A 25973-nucleotide genomic window follows, 5' to 3' on the forward strand; every position below is an offset into this window, starting at 1 on the left:
CGTGTCAATTCCCCGGAGGTGTCATGGCTCAGGACGAGCGTCGCGCGATGCCCACGCGTGAGGAGCTACGCATCTGGCGCGGCTACATCGAGACCACCGAAACTTTGCGCACCCTCCTGGAGGGTCGCCTGCAGAGCGAGTCGTCCCTGTCCTCCGCCGACTACCGGGTACTGCTCACGCTGAGCGAGGCGGACCGGCGGACGCTGCGCTCGTCCGAGCTGGCCGAGCTGCTCGGCTGGCAACGCAGCCGCCTGTCCCACCATCTGGGGCGGATGGAGAAACGCGGGCTCGTCCACCGGTCCCCGTGCCCCGACGACATCCACGGCATCGACGTACGACTCACCGACCTCGGCGCGGATTCGTTCCGGCACGGCTCGGTGCCCCACCTGCGTGACGTGCACGAGCTCTTCGTCGACGCGCTCACCCCGGAGCAGCTGGCGCACGTCGACGACGTCACCGGGGCCCTGCGCCGACACCTCGGCCTCGATCCGCCCGCACCTGTCATGAGAGGACCTCAGCGATGAACGAGCAGAACCAGCAAGAAGTGACCGTCCGTGACAACCCGGACGAGAGCCGCTTCGACGTGCTCGTCGACGACACCCAGGCCGGGTTCTCCGCCTACAAGGACTTCGGCGAGGACCAGCGCATCTTCTACCACACGGTGGTCTTCGATACGTTCCAGGGCCAAGGTCTCGCCAGCACCCTCACTCGGAGCGCACTGAGCACCAGCGTTCAGGCGGGACATCGCATCGTGGCCGTCTGCCCCTACGTGAAGAAATGGCTCTCGACGCACCACGACTTCGACGGCGCCATCGACCCCCTGGGGCGGGAGCACCTCCGCGCCCTGCGCTGAACCGTGCACGACGACGCACCGGGGCCAGGTTCCACTGACCGCCGAGGGGAACCGCTGATGCACTACGGTTCGCCCGACGCAAGGACGAGTGAAGGGATTGACCGTGGACGTTGAGCGTACAGAGCTACCCGGGATCGGTGTCCGGTTCGAGTTCGAGACCAAACGGGGAGTACGCCTGGGCGTCGTCGCCCACCGCGACGGCCGCCGCGACTTCATCCTCTACGACCCCGACGACCCCGACTCCGCCCTCGAGTGCATCAACCTCGAAGCTGACGAGTCCGGGGCCATGGGCGAGCTGCTCGGTGGCGCCCGCGTCATCGAGAAGCTCAACCGGCTGCATCACGAGATCGACAACCTCGTGTCACGGCAGCTCCTGGTCGAAGCGACCAGCCCCTATGCGGACCGGCCACTCGGTGATACCCGGGCGCGCACCCGCACCGGCGCCTCCGTCGTGGCGATCATCCGCGACTCGGGCGTCGAGACCGGGCCCTCGCCGACTGCGATCCTGCACATCGGCGACCGCCTGGTGACGATCGGTACCGAGGAAGCAGTCACCAAGGTCGGCCGCATCCTGCGCGGACTCGAGTAGACCTTGCACCATCTCGTCGAGATCTTTCTGCAGCTCGGGCTGGTCATCCTCGGCCTGGGCGTCCTGGGTGCGGTCGCCGGTCGCTTCGGCATCTCAGCCATCCCTCTCTACCTGCTCGGAGGGCTGGCGTTCGGAGTCGGAGGCATCCACGATCTCGGGGAGATCACCGAGTTCCTGGACATCGGGGCCGAGATCGGCATCGTCCTGCTCCTGTTCACGATCGGCCTGGAGTACACACCACGCGAACTGGTCGGCACCATGCGCACCTCCTGGCGCGGCGCGATCGTCGACCTGGTCCTGAACGCCACACCCGGTGTGGTCTGCGCACTGCTGCTCGGGTGGGGGCCTCTGGCCGCGGTCGTGTTCGGTGGTGTCACCTACATCTCCTCCTCGGGCATCATCGCCAAGGTCATGACCGATCTGGGCTGGCTCGGTAACCGCGAGGCGCCGACCGTGCTCTCGCTGCTCGTGGCCGAGGACCTCGTCATGGCGATCTATCTGCCGATCGTCACAACCATCCTTGCCGGGCTCGCGTTCGCGCAGGCCGCATGGGGCCTCGCGCTGGCGCTGCTCGCCGTCGGCGCGGCCTTCCTGGTCGCCTCCCGCGGGGGCAGCGTGCTCTCGCGGTTCCTCGACTCGCCCAGCGACGAGATCCTCATGCTCAAGGTCCTCGGCATCATCCTCGTCGTCGCCGGGCTTGCCGAGCAGGTCCACGTCTCGGCGGCCGTCGGCGCCTTCTTCGTCGGCATCGCCTTGTCCGGTGAGGTCTCCCACCAGGCTGAGCGCATCCTGAATCCGCTCAAGAACTTGTTCGCGGCCATCTTCTTCGTCAACTTCGGCCTCCATACCGATCCGCAGTCCCTGCCGCCTGTGCTGGCTGTGGCGGCAGGTCTCGCCGTGGTCACGGTCGGCACGAAGTTCGCCACCGGCTGGTGGGCGGCCCGTCAGGCCGGCTCGGCCTTCACCGGCCGGTTGCGGGCCGGGTGCCTGCTCCTTCCACGCGGAGAGTTCTCTATCGTCATCGCCGGCCTCGGGGTATCGGCCGGGCTCGATCCACAGCTGGGCTCGACGGCCGCCGCCTACGTGCTGATCCTGGCCGCACTCGGACCACTCGCACCGCGGCTCGCCGACCCGATCTCGACCAGGCACCGCAAGAAGCTCCGCGCCCGCCGGCTGGAGTCCGCAACGGATGCCGAACACGTGGTGTGAGTCCCCAGGGCCTGAGCCAGGTCGGCAAGGGGCAGTGCGGCTTGATGAACTTCAGCCCTGGCGGCCCGCTCGAGACGGCTGGCAGCAATGCACACCTGTGCAAGGATGATGACATGGGCGGCGCACGCCGACCGGATCGGAGTCGGGTGATGCAGCGACCGCACCGGGTGATGGTCCTCGTGCTCGACGGGGCGCGCCCGCTGGACGTCGGGATCCCGGCGGAGGTGTTCCACCCGGAGACGGGGTTCCCCTACGAGGTGTCGGCCTGCGGTGTCACCGCCGGAACGGTGCCCTCCCACGGCGAGTTCAGCTTCACGGTCCCGCGGGGCCTGGACGCGCTGACGGACGCCGACACGATCATCGTCCCGGGGTACGTCCCGGTCGGTCGGCCGCTGCCGGCCGAGGTGGGCGAGGCGCTCCGGAGCGCCGCATCCCGCGGGACGCGCATCGCGTCCATCTGCTACGGCGCGTTCGCCCTCGCGGACGCCGGGCTGCTCGACGGCCTGCGCGCCACGACGCACTGGGACGCCGCGGAGAAGCTCGCGCAGCGGCATCCGCAGGTGACCGTCGAGCCGAACGTGCTCTTCGTCGACGAGGGATCCGTCCTGACCTCGGCGGGCGCCGCCGCCGGACTGGACCTGTGCCTGCACATCGTGCGCCGCGACCTCGGTGTGAGCCCGGCGAACGAGATCGCGCGAGCACTCGTGACCGCGCCCTACCGGACCGGCGGCCAGGCCCAGTACCTGCCGAGTACCAGCCCGGCAGCCCAGGGCGAGAACCTTGCCGCGACGCGGGAATGGGCCATGGCGCGGCTCCACCGACCGATCACGGTCGCGGCACTTGCCGCACACGCGCGCCTGGCGCCCCGCACGTTCCTGCGCCGATTTGCCGAGGAGACCGGCACCACCCCGATGCAGTGGATCCTCCGCGCGCGGGTCGACGCCGCCCGCGAGCTGATGGAGAACACGAGGCTGCCGATCGACCGCATCGCGGAAGAGGTCGGCCTGGGTACCGGATCGAACCTCCGGCTGCACTTCCGCCGGCTCCTGGACGTGTCTCCCTCGGAGTACCGGGCCACCTTCGCCGGCCGAGGCTGACCCCCGGCCGACGTCGCGAGCGTTTCGCTACGCGATGCGAGGAGGAAGCGCGACGGTCTCGCCCGCCACGTCGATCGCGACCTTGCCGTGCAGTGCGTACGAGCGCCTGTTCTCCAGGAGCTCGTGAGCCTCACCCATGCGCGCCAGCGGAAGCGTCGCGCCGATGACCGGCCTCAGCAGACCGCGTTCGACCAGAGCGGTGAGCGCGTCCAGCTTTCCTCGGTTCTGGCGGGTGAAGACGAAGTGGTACGCGGCGTTCCTGCCCCATGCCTCGATGAGGTTCTGCGGCTGGGCGATGTCGACGATGCTCACGACGCGTCCCGCGTCGGCCAGCGCCAGTGGGCTCCTGGTGAGCGTGTCGCCACCCACGGTGTCCAGGACGACGTCGACCCCCTTGCCTCGGGTCAGCTCGGCGACGGCATCGACGTAGTCGGTCGAGGTGTAGTCGATCGCCGCATCCGCCCCGAGAGAGCGCACGAACTCGTGCTCGCCGGCCCTGGCCGTGGTGATCACTCGGGCGCCCATGGCCTTGGCGACCTGGATCGCGATCGTGCCGACACCTCCTGCGCCCCCATGGACGAGGATCGTCTCCCCCACGGTGAGCCGTGCCCGCGTCACCAGGCCCTCCCAGACCGTCCCGCCGACGAGAGTCAGGCTCGCCGCCTCCAGGTGAGTGATGTTCTGCGGCTTGTGGCCGACGAGGTCGACGTCGGCGACATGCTGCTCGGCGTACGAACCGGGCCCACCAAAGATCTGGGGTGTGTAGTACACCTCGTCGCCGACGCGGAACTCGGTCACGTGCGACCCGACCTCCTCGATCACACCGGAGATGTCATGCCCGGTGATCGCGGGCAGTGGCACGTGCTCGGCGTAGTCCCCGCGGCGAATCTGGAAGTCGAGCGGGTTGACAGCGGTCGCGTGGACGCGCACCCGCACCTGGCGTGGTCCGACCTGCGAGACAGGGACGTCGCGCAGCTCGAACACCTCGGGCCCTCCGAAACGAGCGAGCACGACGGCCTTCATGGTCTCAGTCATCTGGGTTCCTCATCGTGGTTCCGGGCTCGGGATCGCCGAGCTGCTGGGTGGTCTCCCAGTGTCGGCGGCACGATCCACGATCTCTAGTGGCAGCAGTGCCACTATCCGCGAGGAAAATGACAGGCCGGCTGTGCGGCCCCGGGCACGGGCCGGTGAGGCGGCAGTAACCTGGGCCCGTCGACCGCTACGCACGCGGCCCCGCGACGCTGGTCCGATCCGGGATCTCGGGGCACCTTTCCGCACGCTCCCCAGGGCTCGGGGTTCCGGCCCGGATGAACCGGAGGCAGAGCTGACCGATCCATGCCGGCCCCGTCCGTTCCCTGACCAGCGATCGCCCGTAAAGGACGCAACATGGCACACATGACCATCGCCGCCTCGCGCGGTGCGGAGGCCCGGCGCCGCCTGCCCCGCCGAGCACTCGCATCGCTGCACGTGTCCGCCGACCGCGACCCGGTGGGCATCCTGGAGTACCAGCACACGTCGCGACTGCAGGAGCTCGTTCCGGTGCGGGTGAACAGGATGCTGGAATCACCGTTCGCCTTCTACCGGGGCAGCGCGGCCGTCATGGCCGCCGACCTCGCCGCCGGGCCCACGACGGGACTGGGCGTGGTGGCGTGCGGTGACGCCCACATCTCCAACTTCGGCTTCTATGCGTCACCGGAGCGAGAGCTGGTCTTCGACCTGAACGACTTCGACGAGGGCGGGTTCGCCCCCTGGGAGTGGGACGTCCGGCGGCTCGCCTCGAGCATCCATATCGCCGGTCGGGCGAACGGTCTCCCGGAGCAGGCCTGCCGGGCCTCCTCGCAGGCAGCGGTCCGCAGCTACCAGGGCACCCTGCGAGAGTTCTGCTCGCTGTCGGCGACGGACCGGTACTTCGCCCGGGTGGACACCTCACAGGCCGCGGCACACTTCGGGACGGCAGGCCGGAGCGCGGTCGAGAGAGCCACGGCGAAGGCTCGCCGGCGCACCTCCGAGCAGGTGCTCCGCAAGCTGACGACCCGGAGCGACGACGGGACGGTGCGCATCATCGACCAGCCGCCAGTGGTCCAGCACGTGGACCACGCGACCCTCGACGAGATCGAGGACCTGTTCGCCCAGTACCGTTCGACGGTCCGGGAGGATGTCGCCTACCTGCTGTCCCAGTACCGGCTCGTCGACTTCGTGCTGCGCGTCGTCGGTGTCGGCAGCGTCGGCACGCGCTGCTACCTGCTCGCGTTGCAGGGGCCCACCGGAGACGTGCTCTTCCTGCAGGCGAAAGAGGCCCAGGAGACCGTGCTGAGCACGCACGGCGGCCAGGCGGCGACGATCCCGGGCAGCGGAGAGGGAGCGGACCCCACCGAGGGGCAGCGCGTCGTCGCGGCGCAGCGCATCCTTCAGGCCAATTCCGACCCTTTCCTCGGGTGGATCACCGGCTGGGCCGGTGAGACCGCGGACAAGCACCGGGTGGACTACTACTGGCGCCAGTTCCGTGACATGAAGGGCTCGGTGGAGCCCTCTGACCTGAACCAGAAGGAGTTCGTCGCCTACGGGTCGCTGTGCGCGTCGCTCCTGGCCCGCGCGCACGGCCAGTCACCGAACGGCGACGCGATCGCCGCCTACCTCGGGCGCGGTGACAATGCCGTGGACGCGTTGGCCGACTGGGCCGCTGCCTACGCCGACCTGGCGGAGAGCGACTACGCCGCGCTGCAGGAAGCGGTGCGCGCAGGGCGGGTTCCCGCCTGAACGACGCCGGCGGACGACGCTCACCAAAGAGGCATCGTCCGGCAGATGGGCGGTCGGACGGATCGCGACGACCAGACTAGTTCGGTGCGCGGTCCTTGCCGATCCGGCCGAGATGGGTGTGAGTGAACGCGTCCGGCAGCTTGAGACCGTAGCCGAGCGCTCGGTCCACACCGACGTGGAAGGCCCACGCGCAGGCGACCACCCCGGCCCAGGTCGAGAACGTCGGCGCAGATCCCGACGTCGCCAGGGCCAAGGCCGCGGCGACCGCCGGCCAGGCGTAGTTGTGCACGACGTTGTAAGAGGTCGCGCCCGCCGCTGCTGATCGGGCGTAGCCCACCATCGACAGGTCGAACAACAGGAACGCCGCCAGAAGGACCCACCACCACTGGGGGTACAAGGCCACCACAGTGACGACGGCAACAAGCGCGATCGCCGCGGACTCGATGCGTTGGACGGCATGGACCGATCTCATATCATTCTCCGGACGCTCGATTCCTGTTTGCACAGCTTCGACTCTCAGACCAAGAGCCCGACCCGTCAGGCCGTTCACGCTGCCGCGTCCACACCGTCGACGAGCACCGCCCGGTAGGACGCACCCCGGAAGCGCTCCCGTGCCACTTCCTGGTACTGCTCGCCGCGATACCACGCCCTCGCCGCAGCAGCATCGGGGAACTGCAGGACGACGACGCCCTCGATCGGGGGCCCTTCGAGCACCTCGTACGCGCCGTAGTCGACGAGGACCTGCACATCGTGGCCGGTGAACGTGCCATCGGCTCGTTCCGAGTAGCGATCGAGAGCCTGCTGATCGTTGGTGGTGTCCCGCTGGAACACGATGTACGCGGTCATGGTGGTCCTCCGTCGTGTGATCGATCGACTGACTCGTAGGTGAATACGGCCCGCTAGCCCCGAGGTTGTGCTGCGGCGGCGACGATCACGTTGGTGACGATCGTGGCGGTGATGGTGCGCGTCACGGCCTTTGCCGCTGCGCCGGCTCCCCAGTTACCGTCCTTCAGTTCCTCGGCACGAGCGATGACCGCAGAGGTCCACGGGATATCACCGTCGAACTGCGGCAGGGTCCCGCTTCCGTAGAGCAGTGCCGCGAGCGCCGCAGTGCGTTCTGTGGGCATAGCGCCGTCGACGAGCACGGTGCGGACCTCGGCGAGCAGGTGAGCACGCCGCGTTGTCGCCCCCTCGCGGAGCACTGACGTCTGGAAGAGGCCGAGTGCCTTGCGCGTGTGCCGGTGGAGGTCTCCCCGTTCCACAAGTCTGTCCAGCAGAGGTTCTCGCAGACCGGGACCTGTCGCAGCGAGAACCGTCTGCGCGCTTCGTGGTTTGTCGGCGACGTACTCCCAGCTCGCACGGAGAAGCTGGTCGGTTGGCGGGTTGGCGGCCACGGCCTCTACCGTCATCGTCCCGAACCGCGTTGTGCCCGTCTGCACGTGGCCGCTGAGACCGAGGTCTGCGAGGACTGCGCCGGCGAGCACCCAGTAGAGCGTGGTCTCGCCGGCGATGTTTCCTGCGCCCCCCTTGGGGTTCGGTTGGAAGAGGAGCAGAAGGAGGTCCTCCGCCAGCGTTGGGCTCTGGAGCGAGGCAGGGTCAGTGGTGTCACTTCTGTGATCGGGTCGCTGTTGCTCAGTCATTGCTCGGTCCCTTCCTCATGCGTCATCGGTTTCGACTGGCGTCGTCGATCACGACGAGCCCCGCGACACCTGGCTCCATTGAAGATCCTGTTGTTGGAACACAGTCAACCCCTGGGTTGGCTACTTCACCTGGTCCGGTCCGACGCCGGCTGTTCACGCGCGAGCGCGTTGGCGCGGACGAGGACAGGCCCGCGAGGACGAGCGAGCAGACGTCAGTCATCAACAGCTGTTCGTGGCGCGCCGGTCTGCGCCGCTGCCCGCACGTGCGCTCGGCACCGAGGAGACATCACCTCCGCGCGACACGACGCTGTGCCGAGGAGGCGCTATCGGGTGTCAGAGCGGCGCGCTGAAGGTGCCATGGGTAGCGAGATCGAGCAGGTGACGACGTGCCGCCCCGATGCTCGTCTCATCCTCATCCCCTTGAAGCGCGGCAACCGCGACACCCTCAGCAGCCCGACGAACGATCTGAATCAAGTCGGGACCGAGACCGTCCGCTGCGAGCTGTTCGCTCCACCACGCGTTGTGCTCGTCGATGACCGCGGCAACCCCAGGGGCCGCATGCAGACCGTTCCAGCTCGACGCGGCCGTGAAGTCACGCGCGATCACGGTTTCGGCACTGCTGGCGAAGATCGCGCGAACATAGGCGCGGAGCATCTTGCCGGGGTAGTTCTCCGACAGGTCGAGGTGGGCCAGTACCGCCGACCGAAACTGTTCGAACATGTCCTCGACGACAGCGGTCACCAGCCGGTCCCGGCTCCCGAAGTGGTGGATGAGACCGCTCTTGGAGACCCCGGCGACCGAAGCGACCTCAGCCAACGTGACAGCAGCGCCCTTCTCGAGGATCAGTTGCGTGGCGGCGTCCAGGACCGCACGCCGCGTCCGTTCCGTGTTACGGGTCTGCCGCTCCGCCACCATGAGTCCCGACCACCTCACGTCGATAGAACTGACCAGATGGTCGATACTACGACACCCGTCGGGCCGCCCGGCGACGCCGAGGGCCGAGCGTAGCCGTTGCGACCGCCTCGACCGCGCTGCACTACCGACTTTCTGGTCTGTTGTGCCATACTACTCGCACGGTACCGGCGAACTCCGCCGCACCTCGTCGACGTCCGACCGACGCATCTCCGAGCTTCGTCATGGTGTGTGGGTTCGCGTCCGTCAAGACCTTGGAATGGGAGACGAATCGATGTCCTCTGGAACAGAGATCGCCCGAAGCCGAGAACCGATCGCTTCGGGTGTGGAATACCACCGAGTGCTCGCAGGGGAGAAACGGCGAATCGGCCGTGGAGTGCTCGCCATCATTCTGCTCGTGGGTGGCCTGTTTGCTGCGATCCAGCTGACCTACCTCCTGGCCGTCTGGGTCGAAGGCCTTCTCGGCTCCGAACAAGGGGCGTACTCGCCGCTGACGCTCGGGTCGGGCCTGGCAGCCACTGCGTTGCTCACTCCGTGGAGCATGCTCATTCAGCGGTGGCTCTACGGTGTGCCGGGCCCGTCGCTCCACTCCGTCGTCTCCCGTTTTCGGTTCGACCTCTTCGGGCGCGCGATGATGGCGATGGTGCCCTTGTTCGTCATCGCCATCGGCATCACCGAGTACCTGGAACCGCGGGCGACCATCTCGTGGTCGCACGCAGACATCGTCGGACTCTTCGTGGTGGTGGTGCTGCTGGTGCCCTTGCAGTCAGCGGGCGAGGAGTACGGCCTGCGTGGGTTGGTGTTCCGTATCGCCGGAAGCTGGGTGCAGGGTCGGTGGACGTCTCTCATCCTGGGAACCGTCGTCTCCAGCGCGGTCTTCGCGATGATCCACGTCGCCGCTGACCCGTGGTGGAACGTGTTCTACCTCGTGTTCTCCCTCTCAGCTTCCTTCATGACGTGGCGTACCGGTGGGGTCGAGTACGCGGTCGTCATGCACGCCGTCTACAACGTCCTGATCTTCACGTACTGGTTCATCGTGAACGCCGACCTCGCCGACAGGTTCGACCGTTCGGCGGGTGCTGTCAGCGCGACCTTGATCGTCCCCAGCGCGCTCGCCATGATCGCCATCGCCGTCATGGTGTGGATCCGCACCCGGCGCACTGGCCCCGCCAGGACCCCGGCCACGTCCGAGGTGTCTGAGGTCACCCGGGCATCCTGACGGCGAGCACCTGAACGCCGCCGCAGCAGGGCTCCGGTGCACGTCGTGGAACCCACGTCGAGCACCGGGGCCCTCCCGTGCTCGGCCGACTGTCGGCGGTGATCACCGAACAACGTCGCGCGGCCGCACCGGGTGCCCGCTGAGGATGGGGATCCGCGGCTATCCGGAACCGACCGCGGTGTCCTTCAGCGTGGCCGTCTCCGCCGGGATCATCGGATCGGTGAACTGCGGGTCTCCCGAATGTTCGCCGTTCTGGTCGAGCGGCGTCCACGACTCGTACGTCGTGTGCTCAAGGGGCAGCGGCTTACCGGGAGCCACGATCGTGTGCGCCGGCCGGTCCCCACCGAGCAGGAAGTCCACCACCGGCTGGTCCACTTCCTCCGTGCCATAGGGGAAGACTCCGTGAATACTCTCGTTGTCGACGACGATCAGGCTCGTGTTCGGCAACCCGGTGCCGGCTGCCCAGCCCTGCTCGTACGGCGTCATCGAATCGAGCTCGCTTTGCAGGACGATGCTCTCCGGGAAGCTGTCGTCCGGTGGCGGCATCTTCGAGTCGGTCGGCCAGAACGCGCACGTAGGTGTGATGAGCAGGCCGAACTGTGCCGACAACGGTGCAGTCTCGGCGGTCTTCTCGTGGAACTCGTCCCAGAACTCCAGCCCCTGCGTCCACTGGCCGTCCGTACAGGCGGTGAACTCGATGACGTAGTCGTGCGTCGCTCGGACCGTCTCGCCTGGCTCGGTCGTGGGAGGCGCTGAGAGCTGCGCGAGCCGCTCGTCCGCGATCGCCCGCAGGGCGTCGGGCAACTCCGTTCCGTTGACGATACGAGTAGCGAGCTCCACCGGATCGGCCGTCTCATCTGCCGCCTCGGCCTGATCGATGATGTTCGCGATCAGACTTCCTGCCGCGGGATACAGCACCGGACCGGAGAAGGCAGCCGGGCCGTTCACCACGTTCCAGGCATGCTGCGCAGCCAGCGACGTACCCGGGCTCTTGGTGGCGGCAAAGTACCGCTCCCAGATCTCCTCCGGGTCCGTACCCAGCCCGACCGTTGCGTCATTCCGGGCGATCCAGTTCATCATGTGCAGACGGAACTGACGGTCACGAGCGTCGTGCGCCGCGTTGTAGTTGTGCTGGATCGATTCCCGCGTCGGGTCGGTCGACGAGTCCAGAATCATCCGCTCGATGTTGTCGAAGAAGAGGCTGCCGTACCAGGTCCCGAGCCACGTGCCGTAGGAGTAGCCCATGTAGGTCACCGTCTCGAGCCCCAGGAGGTGACGGATGAAGTCCATGTCGTAGGCAGCCTGCTCGGTGGTCATGGTCGCCACGTCCGGGTGGTTCGAGCAGGCCTCACCGATTGCCCGCGCGGCGGCCGATGGTCCGCCGGCCGGGTCGTACTCGTACTCACACTCCGCCCGGCTCGACTGTCCGAGGCCGCGCTGATCGAAGCTGACGTAGTTCGTCGTGGGCCGGAGCTCCGGAGTGTAGAGCTGCACCGCGGTGCTGAACGAGAGGCCAGAACTGTACGGTCCACCCGGGTGGGCCATGATCGTGGTGCTGTAGTCCGGGTCCGTGGGTTCGATGTTCCGAGCGTGAGAGATGCGCACGTCCCACGTGAGCTCGGGATCAGGATCTGTCCAGTCGCGCGGCACCTCGATCGTCGCGCACTCGACATTCGACACATCCGCACCAGGGATCGGCGGCCCGTCGTCGTTGAACTCACACGTTTCCCAGACCACCTCCTGATCAGCGAGCGGTCCTGCCAAGAAAGCCACGTCCGGGGTCTCCCGGTCCTGCGAACCAGGGGTGCCTCCGCCAGTCGAATCAGTCCCCGACGCGATCACGAGTGTCGCTGCGACGGAAACGGCCACAACCGAGAGAGCGGCGCCGATGACCGCGCCTTTTCTTCTCCGCCGACGCCTGAGGTCGGATGAACCGGGCTCGAGGTCATACATCTGCCTTCTCCGCTCTTCTCGGTCTGCAGTTCTGCAGCGGCCGGCGGGCGCGAAGCCTGCGGCTACGAAGAAGTCGACTCCCTGTTCCCACCACAAGGTCAAACAGTGGTCAGATACCGCCCACTGCCGACCCTGAGCCTCGCTCGGCGCGTTCACCCCGTTCCGCCGCGCGGAGGGCCTGGGGAGGATGGAGGATAGTCCTTGGCCGCGGCAGCCGTGCATGACCGCTCGGACGGCGCTCCTGTCGCCTTCAGCGCATCGATCCTGCCGACCACGCTGAGATCGCGGGGTCAGGTTTCCTTGCCGGTATGCAGATGGAGGCAGAAGAATGACGTGGAGTACCCGCGAACTCGCCGATCTAGCGGGCACAACCGTCAACGCCGTCCGGCACTACCACCAACGGGGCCTGCTCGAGGAACCTGGTCGTCGAACGAACGGCTACAAGCAGTACGGCGTCTCCCACCTCGTTCGACTGCTGCAGATCCGGCGACTTCGCGACATCGGAGTACCGATCACACAGATCGAACGTCTGGACTCAGGCGTTGGTACCTCACGAGATGTGCTGGCAGCTATCGACGCAGAACTCGCCGAGACGATCGAACGCAGCAAACGAACCCGCGCCGAGATCGCCGAGATGATCCGGCACGGCTCGATCACTGAAGTACCCACGGGCTTCGCGAAGATCGCACCACGGCTGTCACCCTCCGAACGATCGCTCACCCTCGTCTACTCGCAGTTGTACGAGCCGAAGGTCATGGACGACGTGCGAGAGATGCTCGAAGCAGACGTCGACGCCGCCACGGTCGAGTTCGAGTCGCTGCCCGCCGATGCGGACCAGGCCACGCGAGACCGCCTCGTCGAACAGTTTGCGGAGACGATCGCCAAAGCCTTCGTGAACTATCCCTGGATCACCTCGCCCGAACCGCATCTGAAGCACACAGCAACATCGACTGCCGCGACCATGGCCGAGACCATGCGCGCGATCTACAACGCCGCACAGCTGGACGTCCTGGAGCGAGCAACGGAGCGTGCGCGGGCACGAGCGAACATGTGACACCCGCACCGCGCACCAGAGGCCGTTCGGTGACCGCTCCCGGGAAGCTAGGGCGGCCTGATCACCGCGGCGTCCCAAGGCTTCAGCGGCCGCGCTCTTCGGCGATCGAGTTCCCTCCGTCGATGGTGATGAGCTGACCCGTGATGTACGACGCGCCCTCAGCGGCGAGAAGCGCGATCACGTGTGCCACCTCGTCTGCGGTGCCGGACCGACCGACGGGTGAGGCCGCGCCCATCACGCGCTCGTGAGGGGAGGCCGATGCGGTGTCGATCCAGCCCGGAGCGACCGCGTTCACCGTGATGCCCGCCGCGGCCGTGTCGATCGCCGTTGCGCGCGTCAGCCCGACCATGCCGGCCTTCGCCGCGTGGTACGCGACGTCGCCGCCGTACGCAGCGACGGGCCCGGACACCGATGACACGTTGACGATGCGGCCGTAGCCGGCTGTCTGCATCGGAGCTGTCACCGCGCGAGTCATCAGGAACGTCGTGGTGAGGTTTCGGTCGAGCGAGGCATGCCAGTGGTCGATGAACGTTCTGCCGCTCCCGCCGTAAGACCGCGCGTCGGACACAGCAGTCATCCCGGCGTTGTTGATGAGGATGTCCACGCCGCCGAACTCGTCTGTCGCGCACGCGACGACGGCGTCCACACCAGCCTGGTCAGTGAGGTCGGCGACGACCCCTTCCGCTCGGATACCGGCGGCACGTAGTTCATCGACCCGCTTGAATATGCGATCCGTCGTGGAGGTGATCACGACATCATTTCCGCTGATGCCGAGAAGGCGCGCTGCCGCGAATCCGATTCCCTGATCGCTGCCCGCGCCGGTGACGATGGCGACTCTCTTTTTCTGCGTGGCCATGGTGGAACCTTCCGTTTGCCTTGTGGCCACCGCCGGCGCAGACACCACGACCGTGCGGTCGGTGCGAGGTCAACCGCCGGCGGTGCCGGCCATGACCCACCCACTGACCGACCCCACCTGGTCCAGCACTACCTGCACCGCGTCGCCCTGCCGCCCCTGCTCGATCGACGGTAGACCGCGGCGGTGGCGAGCACCACCCGAGGTCCGGGACCTGCGTCGAGTCGCGGTGCCCAAGGGCCGGGCCGGCGGTCAGGCCTTCGGGACCACCCGCGGCCAGCGGTCCTCGTCCGACGGCTCCCACGTCGCGGCGTCGGCGTCCACCTGGTCGCCGGAACGGATGTCCTTGATCTGGTCGGCGCCCACCACGCCGTCCTCCCCCGCGGAGCCCGGGAACCACACGAACGGGATGCCACGGCGGTCGGCGTACTTGATCTGCTTGCCGAACTTCGCGGCGGTCGGCGCCACCTCGACCGGGATGTCGCGGGCCCGCAGTGCCGTGGCCACCGCGTCGGAGGCGGCACGCTGCTCCTCGGACGCCACGGCCACCAGCACTGCGGACGGCACCGACCGCGTGGCCCGCACCAGCTCGGCCGACAGCAGACGGGAGACCAGGCGCGAGACACCGATCGACAGCCCGACGCCGGGGTACGTGTTCTTGCCGTCCGAGGCGAGCGTGTCGTAGCGGCCGCCGGAGCAGACGGAACCGAGCTGCTCGTGCCCGACGAGCACCGTCTCGTAGACGGAGCCGGTGTAGTAGTCGAGGCCGCGCGCGATCTTCAGGTCCGCCACGACCACACCCGGGGCGCGCTCGGAGGCCGCCGCGATCAATGCCTCCAGCTCCCCCAGGCCGGTCTCCAGCAGCTCGGTCACCGCGCCGTACGACTCGGCGAGCGCGCGGACCTCCGCGACCACCCCGACGTCCGACCCGGAGATGGACGCGAGCGCCAGGCACGCCTTGGCCTGGTCCTCCGTGGCGCCGCACTCGGTCATGAGCAGCTCGGACACCTTGTCGGGACCGATCTTGTCGAGCTTGTCGATCTGGCGCAGCACACCCTCGACGTCGTCCAGGCCGATCCCGCGGTAGAACCCCTCGGCGACCTTGCGGTTGTTCACCAGGATGCGGACCGGGGGCAGCCCGATCGCCCCGAGCGCGCCGAGCGCCTCGGCCATGACCAGGGGCGCCTCGACCTCGAAGTGGTACGGCAGCTCGCCCGCACCCACCACGTCGATGTCCGCCTGGATGAACTCACGGAAGCGGCCGTCCTGGGGGCGCTCGCCGCGCCACACCTTCTGGATCTGGTAGCGCTTGAGGGGAAAGGCCAGCTTTCCGGCGTTCTCCAGCACGTAGCGGGCGAACGGCACGGTCAGGTCGAAGTGCAGGCCGAGCTGCTTGTCGGGGATCTGGCTGTTCTCCTCCTGGAGCCGCGACAGCACGTAGACCTCCTTGGAGGTCTCCCCCTTGCGGAGCAGCTGGTCCAGCGGCTCGACGGCCCGCGTCTCGATCCCGGCGAACCCGTGCAGCTCGAAGGCGTGTCGCAGGGTGTCGAGGACGTGCTGCTCGACGATGCGACCGTCAGGGAGCCATTCGGGGAAACCGGAGAGAGGAGTGGGCTTTGCCATGCCACAGATCTTCCCACGACCGCGGACTCCTCAGCCCGGCTTTTCCACAGCCGGCGACGACGGCCCGGCCGACACCCTCACCCGCGCGGTCCCGCGAGGAACGGGTTGGTCGCCAGCTCACGGGCCACGGTCGTGGCAGGTCCGTGCCCTGGCACGACGGCGAGCCCGGGGTCCAGTGCGCGCACCACGGAGCGCAGCGTCGCGTCCATCACCTGGCCCGAGCCGCCGTGCAGGTCGGTGCGGCCCACCGAGCCGGCGAACAGGACGTCGCCCGTGAGGACCACCTCGCCGTCGGGGCGGTAGAGCGTCGAGCCCTCGGTGTGACCGGGTGCATGCAGTGCCCGCAGGGTCACCCGGCCGAAGGTCAGCACCGCCGAACCGCCGGGGGTGGCGAACGGTTCGACGACCGCTGGTGCGCGGTAGTCGTCCCTGTGCAGTCCGAGAGCCGCCTCCAGCGCGGGGCTGAGGGTGCCGAACGGGTCGGCGAGGCGGTAGGCGTCTGCCTCGTGCAGGCACATCGGCACGTCGTACCGCGCGCACAGCTCCCCGGCGTCCCAGGTGTGATCGGCGTGACCGTGCGTGGCCAGGACGGCGCGTGGGGTGAGGCCATCGGACTCGACGAGCCGCACGACGGCGTCGGCCACTCCCGCACCGGCGTCGATCACCACGCAGTCGGTGCCGGAGGACACCACACAGCAGTTGGTCCCGAACACCGGTGCGACCACGACACGAAGCTCCACGGCGCCCACGTTAACGTCAGATGTTCGCGCTGGCAGACGGCATCTTCACCCGTCGGCGAAACCGCTCGAACAGTATGACCTGGCATCCGATGCCTACACTGTCCCCGCACGGGGTGATTCGCCCCGGATCCGGTAGTGAATCGGTCCAGTGCGGTCACGGCCCGGGTCATGGCGAGCACGAGAGCACGGAGAAAGGGAACGCGGTGGCGTCCACCAAGCAGCGGCAGCGCGCGCAGCAGGCCAGGCAGGCGGAGAAGCAGGCACAGCGGCAGGCAGCCAAGCGCGCCCGCAAGCAGCGTCTCTGGACCCTGATCGCGCTGTTCACGGTACTCGCGCTCGTCGGTGCGTTCGTCATCGCGGCCCTGGTCGACGGCGACGGCTCCACGTCCGACGACGCCGCGGGAGCCGGCTCCTGCCCGGCGGGCGTCGAGGAGGCGCGGGACGACTACGAGCTCGCCGACCCGTCCGTCGCCGAGGACCGGACCTGGACCGTCACCCTGCACGCGTGCTCGGGCGAGACCGAGGCCGACATCGTCCTCGAGCTCGACGGCAAGAGCGCCCCGCAGGCCGTCGCCAGCTTCGTCACGCTCGCCCAGGGCGGCTACTTCGACGACACGGGCTGCCACCGCCTCGTCACGCAGGGCATCCACGTGCTCCAGTGCGGCGACCCGACGTTCACCGGCTCCGGCAGCCCCGGATACGCGTTCGGCCCCGTCGAGAACGCCCCCAAGAACGACGTCTACCCCGCCGGAACGGTCGCGATGGCGCGCCGCGGCGGCGACGCAGAGTCCATGGGCTCCCAGTTCTTCCTCGTCTACGAGGAATCGACCATCCCCTCCGACGCCGCCGGCGGGTACACGGTCTTCGGCACGATCACATCCGGCCTGGACTTCGTCCGGGCAGTCGCTGACGCGGGAGCGGCGGGCGGTGCACCTGACGGTGCGCCCGTCACCCCGGTCACCATCGAAGGAGTTGAGACCCAGTGAGCGAACCCACTTCTCGCTCGTCCGAGCCCGTCCAGCAGGACGCGCCCGCCGAGCCAGTGGCCGAGACTCCGAACGCAGCCGAATCTCCCGCCGAGGCGGTGAGCGAGGCAGCCGAGGCGCCTGAGGCGGCCGAGGTGCCCGAGGCAGCTGAGGTGGAGGCCCCGGAGGCCGCGGAGGCGGCTCCGGCAGCCCCCGCACAGGAGCCGGTCGCCGAGGAGACCCCCGCACAGGAGGCTCCGACGGAGACAGCTCCCGAGGCTCCCGCTGAGGAGGCTCCCGCAGCGGAGGCCGCCGCGCCGGAGGCCGAGGCCCCCGCGGCCGAGGCCCCCGCGGCCGAGGCCGAAGCGCCCGAGGCACCGACGCAGGAGGCCCCCGTGCAGGAGGCCCCCGTGCAGTGGGCTGCAGAGGCTCCTGCTGACGAGGCGCCCGCCGCGGGGGCTCCGACGGAGGAGACCCCTGCTGCCGAGGCTCCGGTGGACGACGCCCCGACGGTGGAGGCACCAGCGACCGAGACCCCGACGGTGGAGGCGCCCGCGCCGACTCCGGCGCCCAAGCCCGCGACCCCGAAGCCGTCGGCGATCCCGTCGCCGGCAGCGCTCGCACGGCCGCGTCCGCCCAAGCCGGGTGCGCCGTCGGCTCCCGCAGCGCAGGCAGCCCCCGCGGCGCCGACCCCGGTCGTGCCCGTGGCCGCCGACGCCGCCGCACACGCCGAGGCCGAGAGGTTCGGCCGCGTGGACGACGAAGGCAACGTCTACGTCCGCGAGTCCGCGGGCGAGCGGATCGTCGGTCAGTTCCCTGGCGTCACCACCGAGGAGGCGCTGGCGCTCTACGTGCGCCGGTACCTCGACCTGGCCGCGAAGGTCGGCCTGTTCGAGGCTCGTCTGGAGAGCGCCGACCTGTCGGTGCGCGAGATCGACCAGACGCTCCAGAAGCTCGGCGAGGAGACCGCTGAGCCTGCCGCCGTCGGCGACCTGGACGCCCTGCGCGGCCAGGTCGAGGCGCTCCGCGGCCGTGCCGCCGAGCGCCGCGCGGCGCTCGAGGAGGCGCGCTCCGCCGCGAAGGCGGAGGCCGTCGCCAACCGCACCACGATCGTGGAGGCCGCCGAGAAGATCGCGGCGACCGACCCGAGCAAGATGCAGTGGCGCCCCGCCGGCGAGGAGCTGCGCACCCTGCTGGACCGCTGGAAGGACGCGCAGCGGTCCGGCCCGCGCATCGACCGCCCCACGGAGGAGGCGCTCTGGAAGCGGTTCAGCCACGCCCGCACCGCGTTCGACCGTGAGCGCCGGCACTTCTTCGCCGACCTGGAGCAGCGCAACAGCGCCGCCAAGGTCGAGAAGGAGAAGCTGGTCTCCGAGGCCGAGGCGCTGTCCACCAGCACCGACTGGGGTTACACGGCGGGTGCGTACCGCGACCTCATGACCCGCTGGAAGGCAGCGGGCCGCGCGTCCCGCAAGGACGACGACGCCCTCTGGGCCCGCTTCCGGGCCGCCCAGGACCGGTTCTTCCAGGCCAGGGACGCCGAGAACGCCGTCATCGACGCGGAGTACGGCGAGAACCTGAAGGTCAAGGAGGAGCTGCTCGCCGAGGCCGAGGCGCTCGTCCCGGTCAAGGACCTGAACAAGGCCAAGGCCGCGCTGCGCGGCATCCAGGAGCGCTGGGAAGAGGCCGGCAAGGTCCCGCGTGGCGACATCCAGCGGGTCGAGGGCCGCCTCCGGGCGGTGGAGACCGCGATCCGCGACGCCGACCAGGCACAGTGGAAGCGGAGCAACCCCGAGACGCGTGCGCGCGCCGAGGGCGCCGCCGCACAGCTCGAGGCCGCGATCGCCGGTCTCGAGGAGGACCTGGCCAAGGCCCAGGCCAAGGGCGACAAGCGCAAGGTGTCCGAGCTGGAGGCGGCGGTCACCGCCCGTCGCTCGTGGCTCGAGCAGGTCGTCAAGGCCGCGGAGGACTCCCGGGGCTGACGCCTCCTGCGCTGTCCACAGCGGGCCCGGTCGCACTGCGCGACCGGGCCCGCTGCGCATAGGTTCTGCGCATGCAGTTCCCCTCCCTCGCCGCCCTCCTGGACCCGCGCCCCGCGCCGGCGCCCCTCGTCGTGACACCCGCTCACGTCGGCGGCTCCGTGGCCTGGTCCGACCTGCGACGGTCCGGCGCCCTGACCGAGCTGCACGACGGCGCGGCCGTCGCCACGGGCTCGGCCGTCGGGCCACGGCACCGCGCGCTGGCCCTCGCGCGCGAGGTACCACCGCGGTGCGTCCTCGCCGCCTCGACGGCCGGCTGGGTGCACACCGGTCTGTACGACGGCGGCGTCGCCCCCGTCTGGCCGGCCGGTGCCCCGGTCGAGCTCGCCTACTCCCCCGCCACCCACTACTCGGCGCCCCGCCCCGGGCAGGTCCTGCGGAGCGCGCGCGGCCTCGGCCAGGACACGGTCCGGCTCGTGGGCGTGGCCGTCACCGGGATGACCCGCACCGCCGTCGACGTCGCGTGCACCGCGGCGCCGGACGCGGCCGTGCCCGTGCTCGTCGCCCTGGCAGAGCGTGGCGTGGACCTGCGCCAGGCCGCGCGACAGCTCGACCGCCGGGCCCGCGTCGTCGGCCGACCCGCGGCACACCGGGCGCTCGCGGCGGCGCGGGAGCTGTCGACGGGCTAAGTTCGGGGGCATGGCCGGATCCAAGACACCAGCGGTGGAGCTCGACGTCGCAGGACGCATGGTCCGCGTGACGAGTCCCGACCGCGTCGTCTTTCCCCGAGGAATCACCAAGCTGCAGGTCGTCGAGTACTTCGTCGCCGTGGCCGACGGCATCACCGGCGCCCTGCTGCACCGCCCCACGACGCTGGAGCGCTGGCCCAAGGGCTGGCACGAGGGCGCGCACCTCGCCACGCGCATGCCGAAGCCGGACGATCCCAAGGGTGACGGCTTCTACCAGAAGCGCGTCCCGAAGGGCGCCCCGGACTACGTCGAGACGGCGACCATCGCGTTCCCGTCGGGCCGCACGGCGGACGAGGTGTGCCCCACCGAGCCGGCGGTCGTGGCCTGGGCCGCCAACATGGGCACCCTCACGTTCCACCCGTGGCCGGTGCGGCGCGACGACGTCGAGGCCGTGGACCAGCTCCGCATCGACCTGGACCCCCAGCCGGGCACCAGCTTCGACGAGGCTGCCGCCGTGGCTCCGCACCTGCGCGAGCTGCTGGGCGAGCTGGAGCTCAGCGGGTACCCGAAGACCTCCGGCGGGCGTGGCCTGCACGTGTTCGTGCCGCTCGAGCCGCGGTGGACGTTCACGCAGGCACGGCGGGCGACCATCGCGATCGGCCGGGAGCTGGAGCGTCGGCTGCCCGGCAAGGTCACCACGCGGTGGTGGAAGGAGGAGCGCGGCGAGGCCATCTTCGTCGACTACAACCAGATGGCCAGGGACCGCACGATCGCCTCGGCGTACTCGATCCGGGCCAACGGCAGGGCGACGGTGTCGATGCCGCTGGACTGGGACGAGGTCGCCGACGTGCACCCGGACGACTTCGACGTCCTGAGCGCTCCGGCGAGGTTCGCCGAGCGCGGCGACCTGTTCGCGGCGCTGCGGGCCGACCGGGACCCGGGCCTGGACTGCTCGCTCGACGCCGCGCTGGAGCTCGCAGCCCGCGACGAGGCCGACGGCCTCGAGGACCTGCCCTACCCGCCCGAGTACCCGAAGATGCCGGGCGAGCCCAAACGGGTACAGCCGAGCCGCGACAAGGACCGCGACAGGAGCGGCGACAAGGGCAGCTGAGGCACACACCCTCATCCACCGGCCACGCCATCCTCCGCGGAAACGCCGGTCTTAACGCGGAGGATGGCGTGGCACGCGGACAACGGCGTGCCGCCGGCCGCCCAGCCGGTCCAGCGGGGCCGGGCCGGCGTCAGTGGGAACGCAGCGCCTTGATCAGATCGCCCTTGCGCATCGTGGACCGGCCCTCGATACCGATCTCGGCCGCCCGCTTGCGCAGGTCACCGACCGTCCAGTCGTCGTAGTCGCCCGACTTGCCGCCCTTGCGACCGACGCTCTTGCGGGACGAGCTCGCCGCCGCGTTCGCGATGCGCGCCGACTTCTCCTTGGAGTTGCCTTCGTCGCGCAGCTCTTCGTACAGCTCCTTGTCCTTGACGCTCGGACCTGGGTCACGCTTCGGCATGGCTGCTCCTTCCGCTCGGGCTGACCGTCCACTCCCCACGATGGCCCAGCGCTGAGCGGCTCGCACGCGCACCGGCCGATCGGACCGGCCGCACCGATGAGTTCTGCCCCTCCACGGCGTCGGACCTGCATGGGAACGCTGCGCTACTTCGCGAACATGTCCGCGGACGGGTACACCGTCGACACCGAGGGCAGTTTCGACTGGACCGAACCCACCGACGAGGTGCACGCCTTCATCAACGAGGTCGAGTCCGACGTCGCCGTCTACGTCCACGGCCGCCGCATGTACGAGACGATGGTCTTCTGGGAGACCTACGAGCCCGGCGACGACCCCAGCCCGGTGCACGCGCGCTACGCGGAGATCTGGCGGGGTGTGGAGAAGGTCGTCGCGTCGTCGTCCCTTCCGGAGGACGCGATCACGTCGGCCCGCACCAGGATCGTGCGCGACCTGCAGCTCGGCGAGCTGCGCCGGATCACCGACTGCGCGCCCGGCGCCGTCTCCGTCGGTGGGCCCACGGTGGCCGCCGACGCCATCCGGGCCGGTCTGGTCGACGACTTCCGCTTCTTCGTCTACCCGGAGGTCCTGGGCGGCGGCCTGGCGGCACTCCCGGCCGACGCGCGACTCAGTCTGCGCCTGGCCGACAGCCGGACGTTCGACGGCGGGTGCGTCTACCTGCACTATGTGCCGCGCTGAGGCAGGCTCGTTCCTGTGACCACACTCGACCTGCCCGTACAGCCCCCGGTCCGGCCGATGCTCGCCAAGAGCGTCGCGGCGGTCCCCGTCCAGCCGGCCACCGCCAGTGGCCCCTCCTACGTCTACGAGCCCAAGTGGGACGGCTTCCGCGCCATCGTGTACCGGGACGGCGACGAGGTCCGGATCGACTCCCGGAACACGAAGCCGATGGACCGCTACTTCCCCGACGTCGTCGCGGCGGTCCGCGAGGCGCTCCCCGAGCGGTGCGTCGTCGACGGCGAGATCGTCATCGCGCAGACGGCGGGCAGCAGTCCCGCGCACCTGAACTTCGAGCTCCTGTCCCAGCGGATCCACCCGGCGGCGTCCCGGGTGAACATGCTCGCGGAGACCACGCCCGCCGCGCTGGTGGTCTTCGACGTCCTCGCGCTGGGCGACGAGTCCCTCATGGACCGCCCGCTCACGGAACGGCTCGAGGCCCTCGACGGTCTGGGGCTGACCGGTCCGCTGGTGTTCGCCACGCCGCGCACGCACGACGCCGCCGTGGCCGAGGAGTGGTTCGGCTCGTTCGAGGGCGCGGGCCTCGACGGCGTGGTCGCCAAGCCGGCGGACGGCCCGTACGCGCCCAACAAGCGCGCCATGCTCAAGATCAAGCACACCCGCACGGCCGACGTCGTCCTGGCCGGCTACCGGCTGCACAAGACCTCGACGCCCGAGCAGCCCGTGCTGGGCTCGCTGCTGCTGGGACTGTGGGACGAGTCCGACGAGGGCCCACGGCTGCAGTTCGTCGGCGTCGCCGCGTCGTTCTCGGCGACCCGCCGCGCCGAGCTCGTCACCGAGCTGGCGCCGCTGGTCGTGGAGCCCGGTACGACCGCGGCGGACGAGCATCCCTGGCAGGGGTGGACGGACCCGACCAAGGCCGAGTCCGGGGACCGGCTGCCCGGCGCGCAGTCACGCTGGAGCTCCGGCAAGGACCTGTCGTTCACGCCCCTGCGGCCGGAGCGCGTGCTCGAGGTGGGCTACGACCACATGGAGGGCACCCGGTTCCGGCACACCGCCCAGTTCAAGCGCTGGCGCCCGGACCGCGAGCCGGCGTCGTGCACGTACGAGCAGCTCGAGGAACCGGTCAGCTACGACCTGGCCAAGCTGCTCCCGGGCGCCCCCGGCACCGAACGTTGAGTGCGGGATATTCGCCGTCTTTCGTGCGCCAGAGGGGCGAAGATCCCGCACTCAACGGCAGGGCTTAGACCGGGAGCTGGGGGCGTTCGACCGGCTTGGTGCCCGTGATGCGGTGCACGTCGAACACGCCCTCGACCTTGCGGACGGCCGTGAGCACCGTCGCGAGGTGCGCGGGCTCCGCCATCTCGAAGATGAACCGCGAGACCGCAAGCCGGTCGTCCGACGTCGAGACGAACGCCGACAGGATGTTCACGTGGTTCTCGGACAGCACCCGCGTGACGTCCGACAGCAGGCGGGACCGGTCGAGCGCCTCGACCTGGATCTGTACCAGGAACATCGTGTTGGCGCCCTGGGTCCACTCGACCTCGACCAGGCGTTCCGGCTGCTTGCGCAGCCCGTCCAGGTTCACGCAGTCCGTGCGGTGCACGCTCACGCCCTGGCCACGGGTGACGAAGCCGACGATGTCGTCGCCGGGCACCGGGGTACAGCACTTGGCGAGCTTGACCCACACGTCGGCGGAGTCGGCCCCCTTGAGCATGACGCCCGGGTCGCCCGACCGCACCCGCCGGGCGGTGAGACCGCCGGGCCGGGTCGCCTCGGCGACGTCCTCCTCCGCGCCGTCGGCACCGCCGAGCGCCTTGACGAGCTTGTCCACCACGTGGGCGGACGAGATCTGCCCTTCGCCGACGGCCGCGTACAGCGCGGACACGTCCTGGTAGTTCATCTCGTTCGCGACGCCGACCAGGGTCTCGTGCGACATGAGGCGCTGGATCGGCAGGCCCTGCTTGCGCATGGACTTGGCGATCGAGTCCTTGCCGGTCTCGACGGCCTCCTCGCGGCGTTCCTTGGTGAACCACTGGCGGATCTTGTTCCGCGCCCGCGGGGACTTCACGAACCCGAGCCAGTCGCGGCTGGGCCCCGCGGTCTCCGACTTCGAGGTGAGGATGTCGATGACGTCGCCGTTCTCCAGCGGCGAGTCCAGCGGCACGAGGCGGCCGTTCACGCGGGCGCCCATGGTGCGGTGACCCACCTCGGTGTGCACGGCGTAGGCGAAGTCGACCGGCGTCGCACCGCCGGGCAGCGCCATCGCCATACCCTTCGGCGTGAAGACGTAGACCTCGTCGCCGCCGATCTCGAATCGCAGCGAGTCGAGGAACTCCGCGGGGTCGGCCGTCTCGCGCTGCCAGTCGACGAGCTGGCGCAGCCACGCCATGTCCTGGTTCTTGGGGTCGGCCGTGCCCCCGCCGGCAGGAGTCTTCTCCTTGTACTTCCAGTGCGCCGCGACACCGTACTCGGCGCGCCGGTGCATGTCGTGCGTGCGGATCTGGATCTCGACGGGCTTGCCGCCCGGGCCGATCACCGTCGTGTGCAGCGACTGGTACATGTTGAACTTCGGCATCGCGATGTAGTCCTTGAACCGGCCGGGTACCGGGTTCCACCGCGCGTGCATGGCGCCGAGCGCCGCGTAGCAGTCGCGCACCGTGTCCACGAGGACACGGGTGCCGACGAGGTCGTAGATCTCCGCGAAGTCGTGTCCGCGCACGATCATCTTCTGGTAGATCGAGTAGTAGTGCTTCGGCCGACCCGTCACGGTGGCGCGGATCTTGGAGCTGCGCAGGTCCGACTCGATCTGGCCCTTCACCACGCCGAGGTACTCCTCGCGCGCGGGGGCCCGCTCGGCCACGAGGTGCACGATCTCGTCGTAGACCTTGGGGTACAGCGCCTGGAAGGACAGGTCCTCCAGCTCCCACTTGATCGTGTTCATGCCCAGCCGGTGGGCCAGGGGCGCGTAGATCTCGACCGTCTCGCGCGCCTTGCGCTCGGCCGACTTGGACGGCACGTACTTCCACGTGCGGGCGTTGTGCAGGCGGTCGGCCAGCTTGATGACCAGCACACGGATGTCCTTGGCCATCGCGACGACCATCTTGCGCACGGTCTCGGCCTGCGCCGCGTCGCCGTACTTCACCTTGTCCAGCTTGGTGACGCCGTCCACCAGCAGCGCCACGTCGTCGCCGAACTCGCCACGCAGGGTGTCCAGCGAGTAGTCGGTGTCCTCCACCGTGTCGTGGAGCAGCGCGGCGGCGATCGTCGTGCCCTCGAAGCCGAGCTCGGCGAGGATCGTGGAGACGGCGACGGGGTGCGTGATGTACGGGTCGCCGCTCTTGCGCATCTGCCCGCGGTGCGCCTTCTCCGCGACCACGTACGCGCGCTCGATCAGCGCAACGTCCGACTTGGGGTGGTTGCTCCGGATCGCCTGCAGGAGCGGCTCGATCGCAGCGGGCGTACCGCCGCCCACGCTGCGCACACCGAGGCGCACCAGCCGGTTCCGCATCCGGTTGCCACCGGGCGGCGTCGACGGATTCTTCTCGGGCACAGGAGCGCGTGACACCGTGTTCTCAGCCATGTACGCGCCTCCTTCCCCGGGTCGAACCCGGAGTCGCCAGTCTATCCCTGGACCTCT

25 protein-coding genes are annotated in these 25973 nt (G+C 69.5%); 14 read left to right on the forward strand and 11 right to left on the reverse strand.

Annotated features, from left to right (window positions below):
- Positions 1-47 precede the first annotated feature (47 nt).
- The 5 genes from ACYVK7_RS10080 to ACYVK7_RS10100 all read left to right on the forward strand — a co-directional run bounded on the left by ACYVK7_RS10080 (position 48) and on the right by ACYVK7_RS10100 (position 3748).
- Positions 48-524 (forward strand): MarR family winged helix-turn-helix transcriptional regulator, encoded by a 477-nt coding sequence (locus tag ACYVK7_RS10080; RefSeq protein ID WP_460887551.1) that lies wholly within the window; start codon positions 48-50, stop codon positions 522-524.
- On the forward strand, positions 521-853 hold the full coding sequence (locus tag ACYVK7_RS10085; RefSeq protein WP_460887552.1) for a GNAT family N-acetyltransferase: 333 nt from the start codon (positions 521-523) through the stop codon (positions 851-853). The genes ACYVK7_RS10080 and ACYVK7_RS10085 overlap by 4 nt, the downstream gene beginning before the upstream one ends.
- Before the next feature lie 103 nt (positions 854-956).
- Positions 957-1442: a cation:proton antiporter regulatory subunit gene (locus tag ACYVK7_RS10090; RefSeq protein ID WP_460887553.1), complete on the forward strand. Its 486-nt coding sequence runs from the start codon at positions 957-959 to the stop codon at positions 1440-1442.
- Between the two features lie 3 nt (positions 1443-1445).
- A complete protein-coding gene (locus ACYVK7_RS10095) occupies positions 1446-2651 on the forward strand; it encodes a cation:proton antiporter (protein ID WP_460887554.1) in 1206 nt (401 codons plus the stop codon).
- Between the two features lie 149 nt (positions 2652-2800).
- Complete coding sequence (locus tag ACYVK7_RS10100; RefSeq protein ID WP_460887555.1) at positions 2801-3748, forward strand: GlxA family transcriptional regulator; 948 nt, start codon at positions 2801-2803, stop codon at positions 3746-3748.
- A 27-nt stretch (positions 3749-3775) separates the two neighbouring features.
- On the opposite strand, the gene ACYVK7_RS10105 is transcribed toward ACYVK7_RS10100, so the two are convergent.
- Positions 3776-4783: a zinc-dependent alcohol dehydrogenase family protein gene (locus ACYVK7_RS10105; protein WP_460887556.1), complete on the reverse strand. Its 1008-nt coding sequence runs from the start codon at positions 4781-4783 to the stop codon at positions 3776-3778.
- Positions 4784-5134: 351 nt separating this feature from the next.
- Here ACYVK7_RS10105 and ACYVK7_RS10110 point away from each other — a divergent pair, with 351 nt between their 5' ends.
- Positions 5135-6505, forward strand: coding sequence for a DUF2252 domain-containing protein (locus ACYVK7_RS10110; RefSeq protein ID WP_460887557.1), 1371 nt, complete (start codon positions 5135-5137; stop codon positions 6503-6505).
- 76 nt (positions 6506-6581) lie between these two features.
- Here ACYVK7_RS10110 and ACYVK7_RS10115 read toward each other — a convergent pair whose 3' ends face one another.
- The 4 genes from ACYVK7_RS10115 to ACYVK7_RS10130 all read right to left on the reverse strand — a co-directional run bounded on the left by ACYVK7_RS10115 (position 6582) and on the right by ACYVK7_RS10130 (position 9060).
- The gene (locus ACYVK7_RS10115; RefSeq protein WP_460887558.1) at positions 6582-6977 is read right to left on the reverse strand and encodes a DUF4260 family protein; all 396 of its coding nucleotides are present in this window, start codon (positions 6975-6977) and stop codon (positions 6582-6584) included.
- Positions 6978-7051: 74 nt separating this feature from the next.
- On the reverse strand, positions 7052-7351 hold the full coding sequence (locus ACYVK7_RS10120; RefSeq protein WP_460887559.1) for a DUF1330 domain-containing protein: 300 nt from the start codon (positions 7349-7351) through the stop codon (positions 7052-7054).
- A gap of 53 nt (positions 7352-7404) precedes the next feature.
- Positions 7405-8145 (reverse strand): GOLPH3/VPS74 family protein, encoded by a 741-nt coding sequence (locus tag ACYVK7_RS10125; protein WP_460887560.1) that lies wholly within the window; start codon positions 8143-8145, stop codon positions 7405-7407.
- 333 nt (positions 8146-8478) lie between these two features.
- Complete coding sequence (locus tag ACYVK7_RS10130; protein ID WP_460887561.1) at positions 8479-9060, reverse strand: TetR/AcrR family transcriptional regulator; 582 nt, start codon at positions 9058-9060, stop codon at positions 8479-8481.
- A gap of 142 nt (positions 9061-9202) precedes the next feature.
- Here ACYVK7_RS10130 and ACYVK7_RS10135 point away from each other — a divergent pair, with 142 nt between their 5' ends.
- A complete protein-coding gene (locus tag ACYVK7_RS10135) occupies positions 9203-10276 on the forward strand; it encodes a lysostaphin resistance A-like protein (protein WP_460887562.1) in 1074 nt (357 codons plus the stop codon).
- A 159-nt stretch (positions 10277-10435) separates the two neighbouring features.
- On the opposite strand, the gene ACYVK7_RS10140 is transcribed toward ACYVK7_RS10135, so the two are convergent.
- A complete protein-coding gene (locus ACYVK7_RS10140; protein ID WP_460887563.1) occupies positions 10436-12229 on the reverse strand; it encodes an alpha/beta fold hydrolase in 1794 nt (597 codons plus the stop codon).
- Positions 12230-12557: 328 nt separating this feature from the next.
- Between ACYVK7_RS10140 and ACYVK7_RS10145 the strand changes: the two genes are divergently transcribed.
- Positions 12558-13283, forward strand: coding sequence for a helix-turn-helix domain-containing protein (locus ACYVK7_RS10145; protein WP_460887564.1), 726 nt, complete (start codon positions 12558-12560; stop codon positions 13281-13283).
- An 82-nt stretch (positions 13284-13365) separates the two neighbouring features.
- Here ACYVK7_RS10145 and ACYVK7_RS10150 read toward each other — a convergent pair whose 3' ends face one another.
- The 3 genes from ACYVK7_RS10150 to ACYVK7_RS10160 all read right to left on the reverse strand — a co-directional run bounded on the left by ACYVK7_RS10150 (position 13366) and on the right by ACYVK7_RS10160 (position 16499).
- Positions 13366-14139 (reverse strand): SDR family NAD(P)-dependent oxidoreductase, encoded by a 774-nt coding sequence (locus tag ACYVK7_RS10150; RefSeq protein ID WP_460887565.1) that lies wholly within the window; start codon positions 14137-14139, stop codon positions 13366-13368.
- 249 nt (positions 14140-14388) lie between these two features.
- The gene (gene hisS / locus ACYVK7_RS10155; RefSeq protein ID WP_460887566.1) at positions 14389-15759 is read right to left on the reverse strand and encodes a histidine--tRNA ligase; all 1371 of its coding nucleotides are present in this window, start codon (positions 15757-15759) and stop codon (positions 14389-14391) included.
- A 77-nt stretch (positions 15760-15836) separates the two neighbouring features.
- A complete protein-coding gene (locus tag ACYVK7_RS10160; RefSeq protein WP_460887567.1) occupies positions 15837-16499 on the reverse strand; it encodes an MBL fold metallo-hydrolase in 663 nt (220 codons plus the stop codon).
- Positions 16500-16702: 203 nt separating this feature from the next.
- Here ACYVK7_RS10160 and ACYVK7_RS10165 point away from each other — a divergent pair, with 203 nt between their 5' ends.
- From ACYVK7_RS10165 to ACYVK7_RS10180, 4 genes are all read left to right on the forward strand, one after another.
- Positions 16703-17485, forward strand: coding sequence for a peptidylprolyl isomerase (locus ACYVK7_RS10165; RefSeq protein ID WP_460887568.1), 783 nt, complete (start codon positions 16703-16705; stop codon positions 17483-17485).
- Positions 17482-19446 carry a DUF349 domain-containing protein gene (locus ACYVK7_RS10170; RefSeq protein WP_460887569.1) on the forward strand — a complete coding sequence of 655 codons (1965 nt, stop codon included), beginning with the start codon at positions 17482-17484 and terminating at the stop codon, positions 19444-19446. Before ACYVK7_RS10165 ends, ACYVK7_RS10170 begins: the two co-directional genes overlap by 4 nt.
- Positions 19447-19517: 71 nt before the next feature.
- Positions 19518-20132: a hypothetical protein gene (locus ACYVK7_RS10175; protein WP_460887570.1), complete on the forward strand. Its 615-nt coding sequence runs from the start codon at positions 19518-19520 to the stop codon at positions 20130-20132.
- 10 nt (positions 20133-20142) lie between these two features.
- A complete protein-coding gene (locus ACYVK7_RS10180; protein WP_460887571.1) occupies positions 20143-21243 on the forward strand; it encodes a DNA polymerase domain-containing protein in 1101 nt (366 codons plus the stop codon).
- 130 nt (positions 21244-21373) lie between these two features.
- On the opposite strand, the gene ACYVK7_RS10185 is transcribed toward ACYVK7_RS10180, so the two are convergent.
- Positions 21374-21643: a DUF7218 family protein gene (locus ACYVK7_RS10185; RefSeq protein ID WP_460887572.1), complete on the reverse strand. Its 270-nt coding sequence runs from the start codon at positions 21641-21643 to the stop codon at positions 21374-21376.
- A gap of 129 nt (positions 21644-21772) precedes the next feature.
- On the opposite strand from ACYVK7_RS10185, the gene ACYVK7_RS10190 reads away from it, so the two are divergent.
- Positions 21773-22336, forward strand: coding sequence for a dihydrofolate reductase family protein (locus tag ACYVK7_RS10190; protein ID WP_460887573.1), 564 nt, complete (start codon positions 21773-21775; stop codon positions 22334-22336).
- 15 nt (positions 22337-22351) lie between these two features.
- Positions 22352-23512 carry an ATP-dependent DNA ligase gene (locus tag ACYVK7_RS10195; protein ID WP_460887574.1) on the forward strand — a complete coding sequence of 387 codons (1161 nt, stop codon included), beginning with the start codon at positions 22352-22354 and terminating at the stop codon, positions 23510-23512.
- 64 nt (positions 23513-23576) lie between these two features.
- On the opposite strand, the gene ACYVK7_RS10200 is transcribed toward ACYVK7_RS10195, so the two are convergent.
- Positions 23577-25916: a RelA/SpoT family protein gene (locus ACYVK7_RS10200; protein ID WP_460887575.1), complete on the reverse strand. Its 2340-nt coding sequence runs from the start codon at positions 25914-25916 to the stop codon at positions 23577-23579.
- Between the last annotated feature and the right edge of the window lie 57 nt (positions 25917-25973).

This window comes from Promicromonospora xylanilytica (assembly GCF_054782895.1).

What these genes read in the sequence shown, in the direction of transcription:
- ACYVK7_RS10110 (WP_460887557.1), top strand. Translation starts at nt 5,135, where the DNA reads ATGGCACACATGACCATCGCCGCCTCGCGCGGTGCGGAGGCCCGGCGC.
- ACYVK7_RS10145 (WP_460887564.1), top strand. Translation starts at nt 12,558, where the DNA reads ATGACGTGGAGTACCCGCGAACTCGCCGATCTAGCGGGCACAACCGTC.
- ACYVK7_RS10085 (WP_460887552.1), top strand. Translation starts at nt 521, where the DNA reads ATGAACGAGCAGAACCAGCAAGAAGTGACCGTCCGTGACAACCCGGAC.
- ACYVK7_RS10120 (WP_460887559.1), bottom strand. Translation starts at nt 7,351, where the DNA reads ATGACCGCGTACATCGTGTTCCAGCGGGACACCACCAACGATCAGCAG.
- ACYVK7_RS10175 (WP_460887570.1), top strand. Translation starts at nt 19,518, where the DNA reads ATGCAGTTCCCCTCCCTCGCCGCCCTCCTGGACCCGCGCCCCGCGCCG.
- ACYVK7_RS10125 (WP_460887560.1), bottom strand. Translation starts at nt 8,145, where the DNA reads ATGACTGAGCAACAGCGACCCGATCACAGAAGTGACACCACTGACCCT.
- ACYVK7_RS10200 (WP_460887575.1), bottom strand. Translation starts at nt 25,916, where the DNA reads ATGGCTGAGAACACGGTGTCACGCGCTCCTGTGCCCGAGAAGAATCCG.
- ACYVK7_RS10140 (WP_460887563.1), bottom strand. Translation starts at nt 12,229, where the DNA reads ATGTATGACCTCGAGCCCGGTTCATCCGACCTCAGGCGTCGGCGGAGA.
- ACYVK7_RS10105 (WP_460887556.1), bottom strand. Translation starts at nt 4,783, where the DNA reads ATGACTGAGACCATGAAGGCCGTCGTGCTCGCTCGTTTCGGAGGGCCC.
- hisS (WP_460887566.1), bottom strand. Translation starts at nt 15,759, where the DNA reads ATGGCAAAGCCCACTCCTCTCTCCGGTTTCCCCGAATGGCTCCCTGAC.
- ACYVK7_RS10190 (WP_460887573.1), top strand. Translation starts at nt 21,773, where the DNA reads ATGGGAACGCTGCGCTACTTCGCGAACATGTCCGCGGACGGGTACACC.
- ACYVK7_RS10080 (WP_460887551.1), top strand. Translation starts at nt 48, where the DNA reads ATGCCCACGCGTGAGGAGCTACGCATCTGGCGCGGCTACATCGAGACC.
- ACYVK7_RS10130 (WP_460887561.1), bottom strand. Translation starts at nt 9,060, where the DNA reads ATGGTGGCGGAGCGGCAGACCCGTAACACGGAACGGACGCGGCGTGCG.
- ACYVK7_RS10100 (WP_460887555.1), top strand. Translation starts at nt 2,801, where the DNA reads ATGCAGCGACCGCACCGGGTGATGGTCCTCGTGCTCGACGGGGCGCGC.
- ACYVK7_RS10115 (WP_460887558.1), bottom strand. Translation starts at nt 6,977, where the DNA reads ATGAGATCGGTCCATGCCGTCCAACGCATCGAGTCCGCGGCGATCGCG.
- ACYVK7_RS10185 (WP_460887572.1), bottom strand. Translation starts at nt 21,643, where the DNA reads ATGCCGAAGCGTGACCCAGGTCCGAGCGTCAAGGACAAGGAGCTGTAC.
- ACYVK7_RS10150 (WP_460887565.1), bottom strand. Translation starts at nt 14,139, where the DNA reads ATGGCCACGCAGAAAAAGAGAGTCGCCATCGTCACCGGCGCGGGCAGC.
- ACYVK7_RS10180 (WP_460887571.1), top strand. Translation starts at nt 20,143, where the DNA reads ATGGCCGGATCCAAGACACCAGCGGTGGAGCTCGACGTCGCAGGACGC.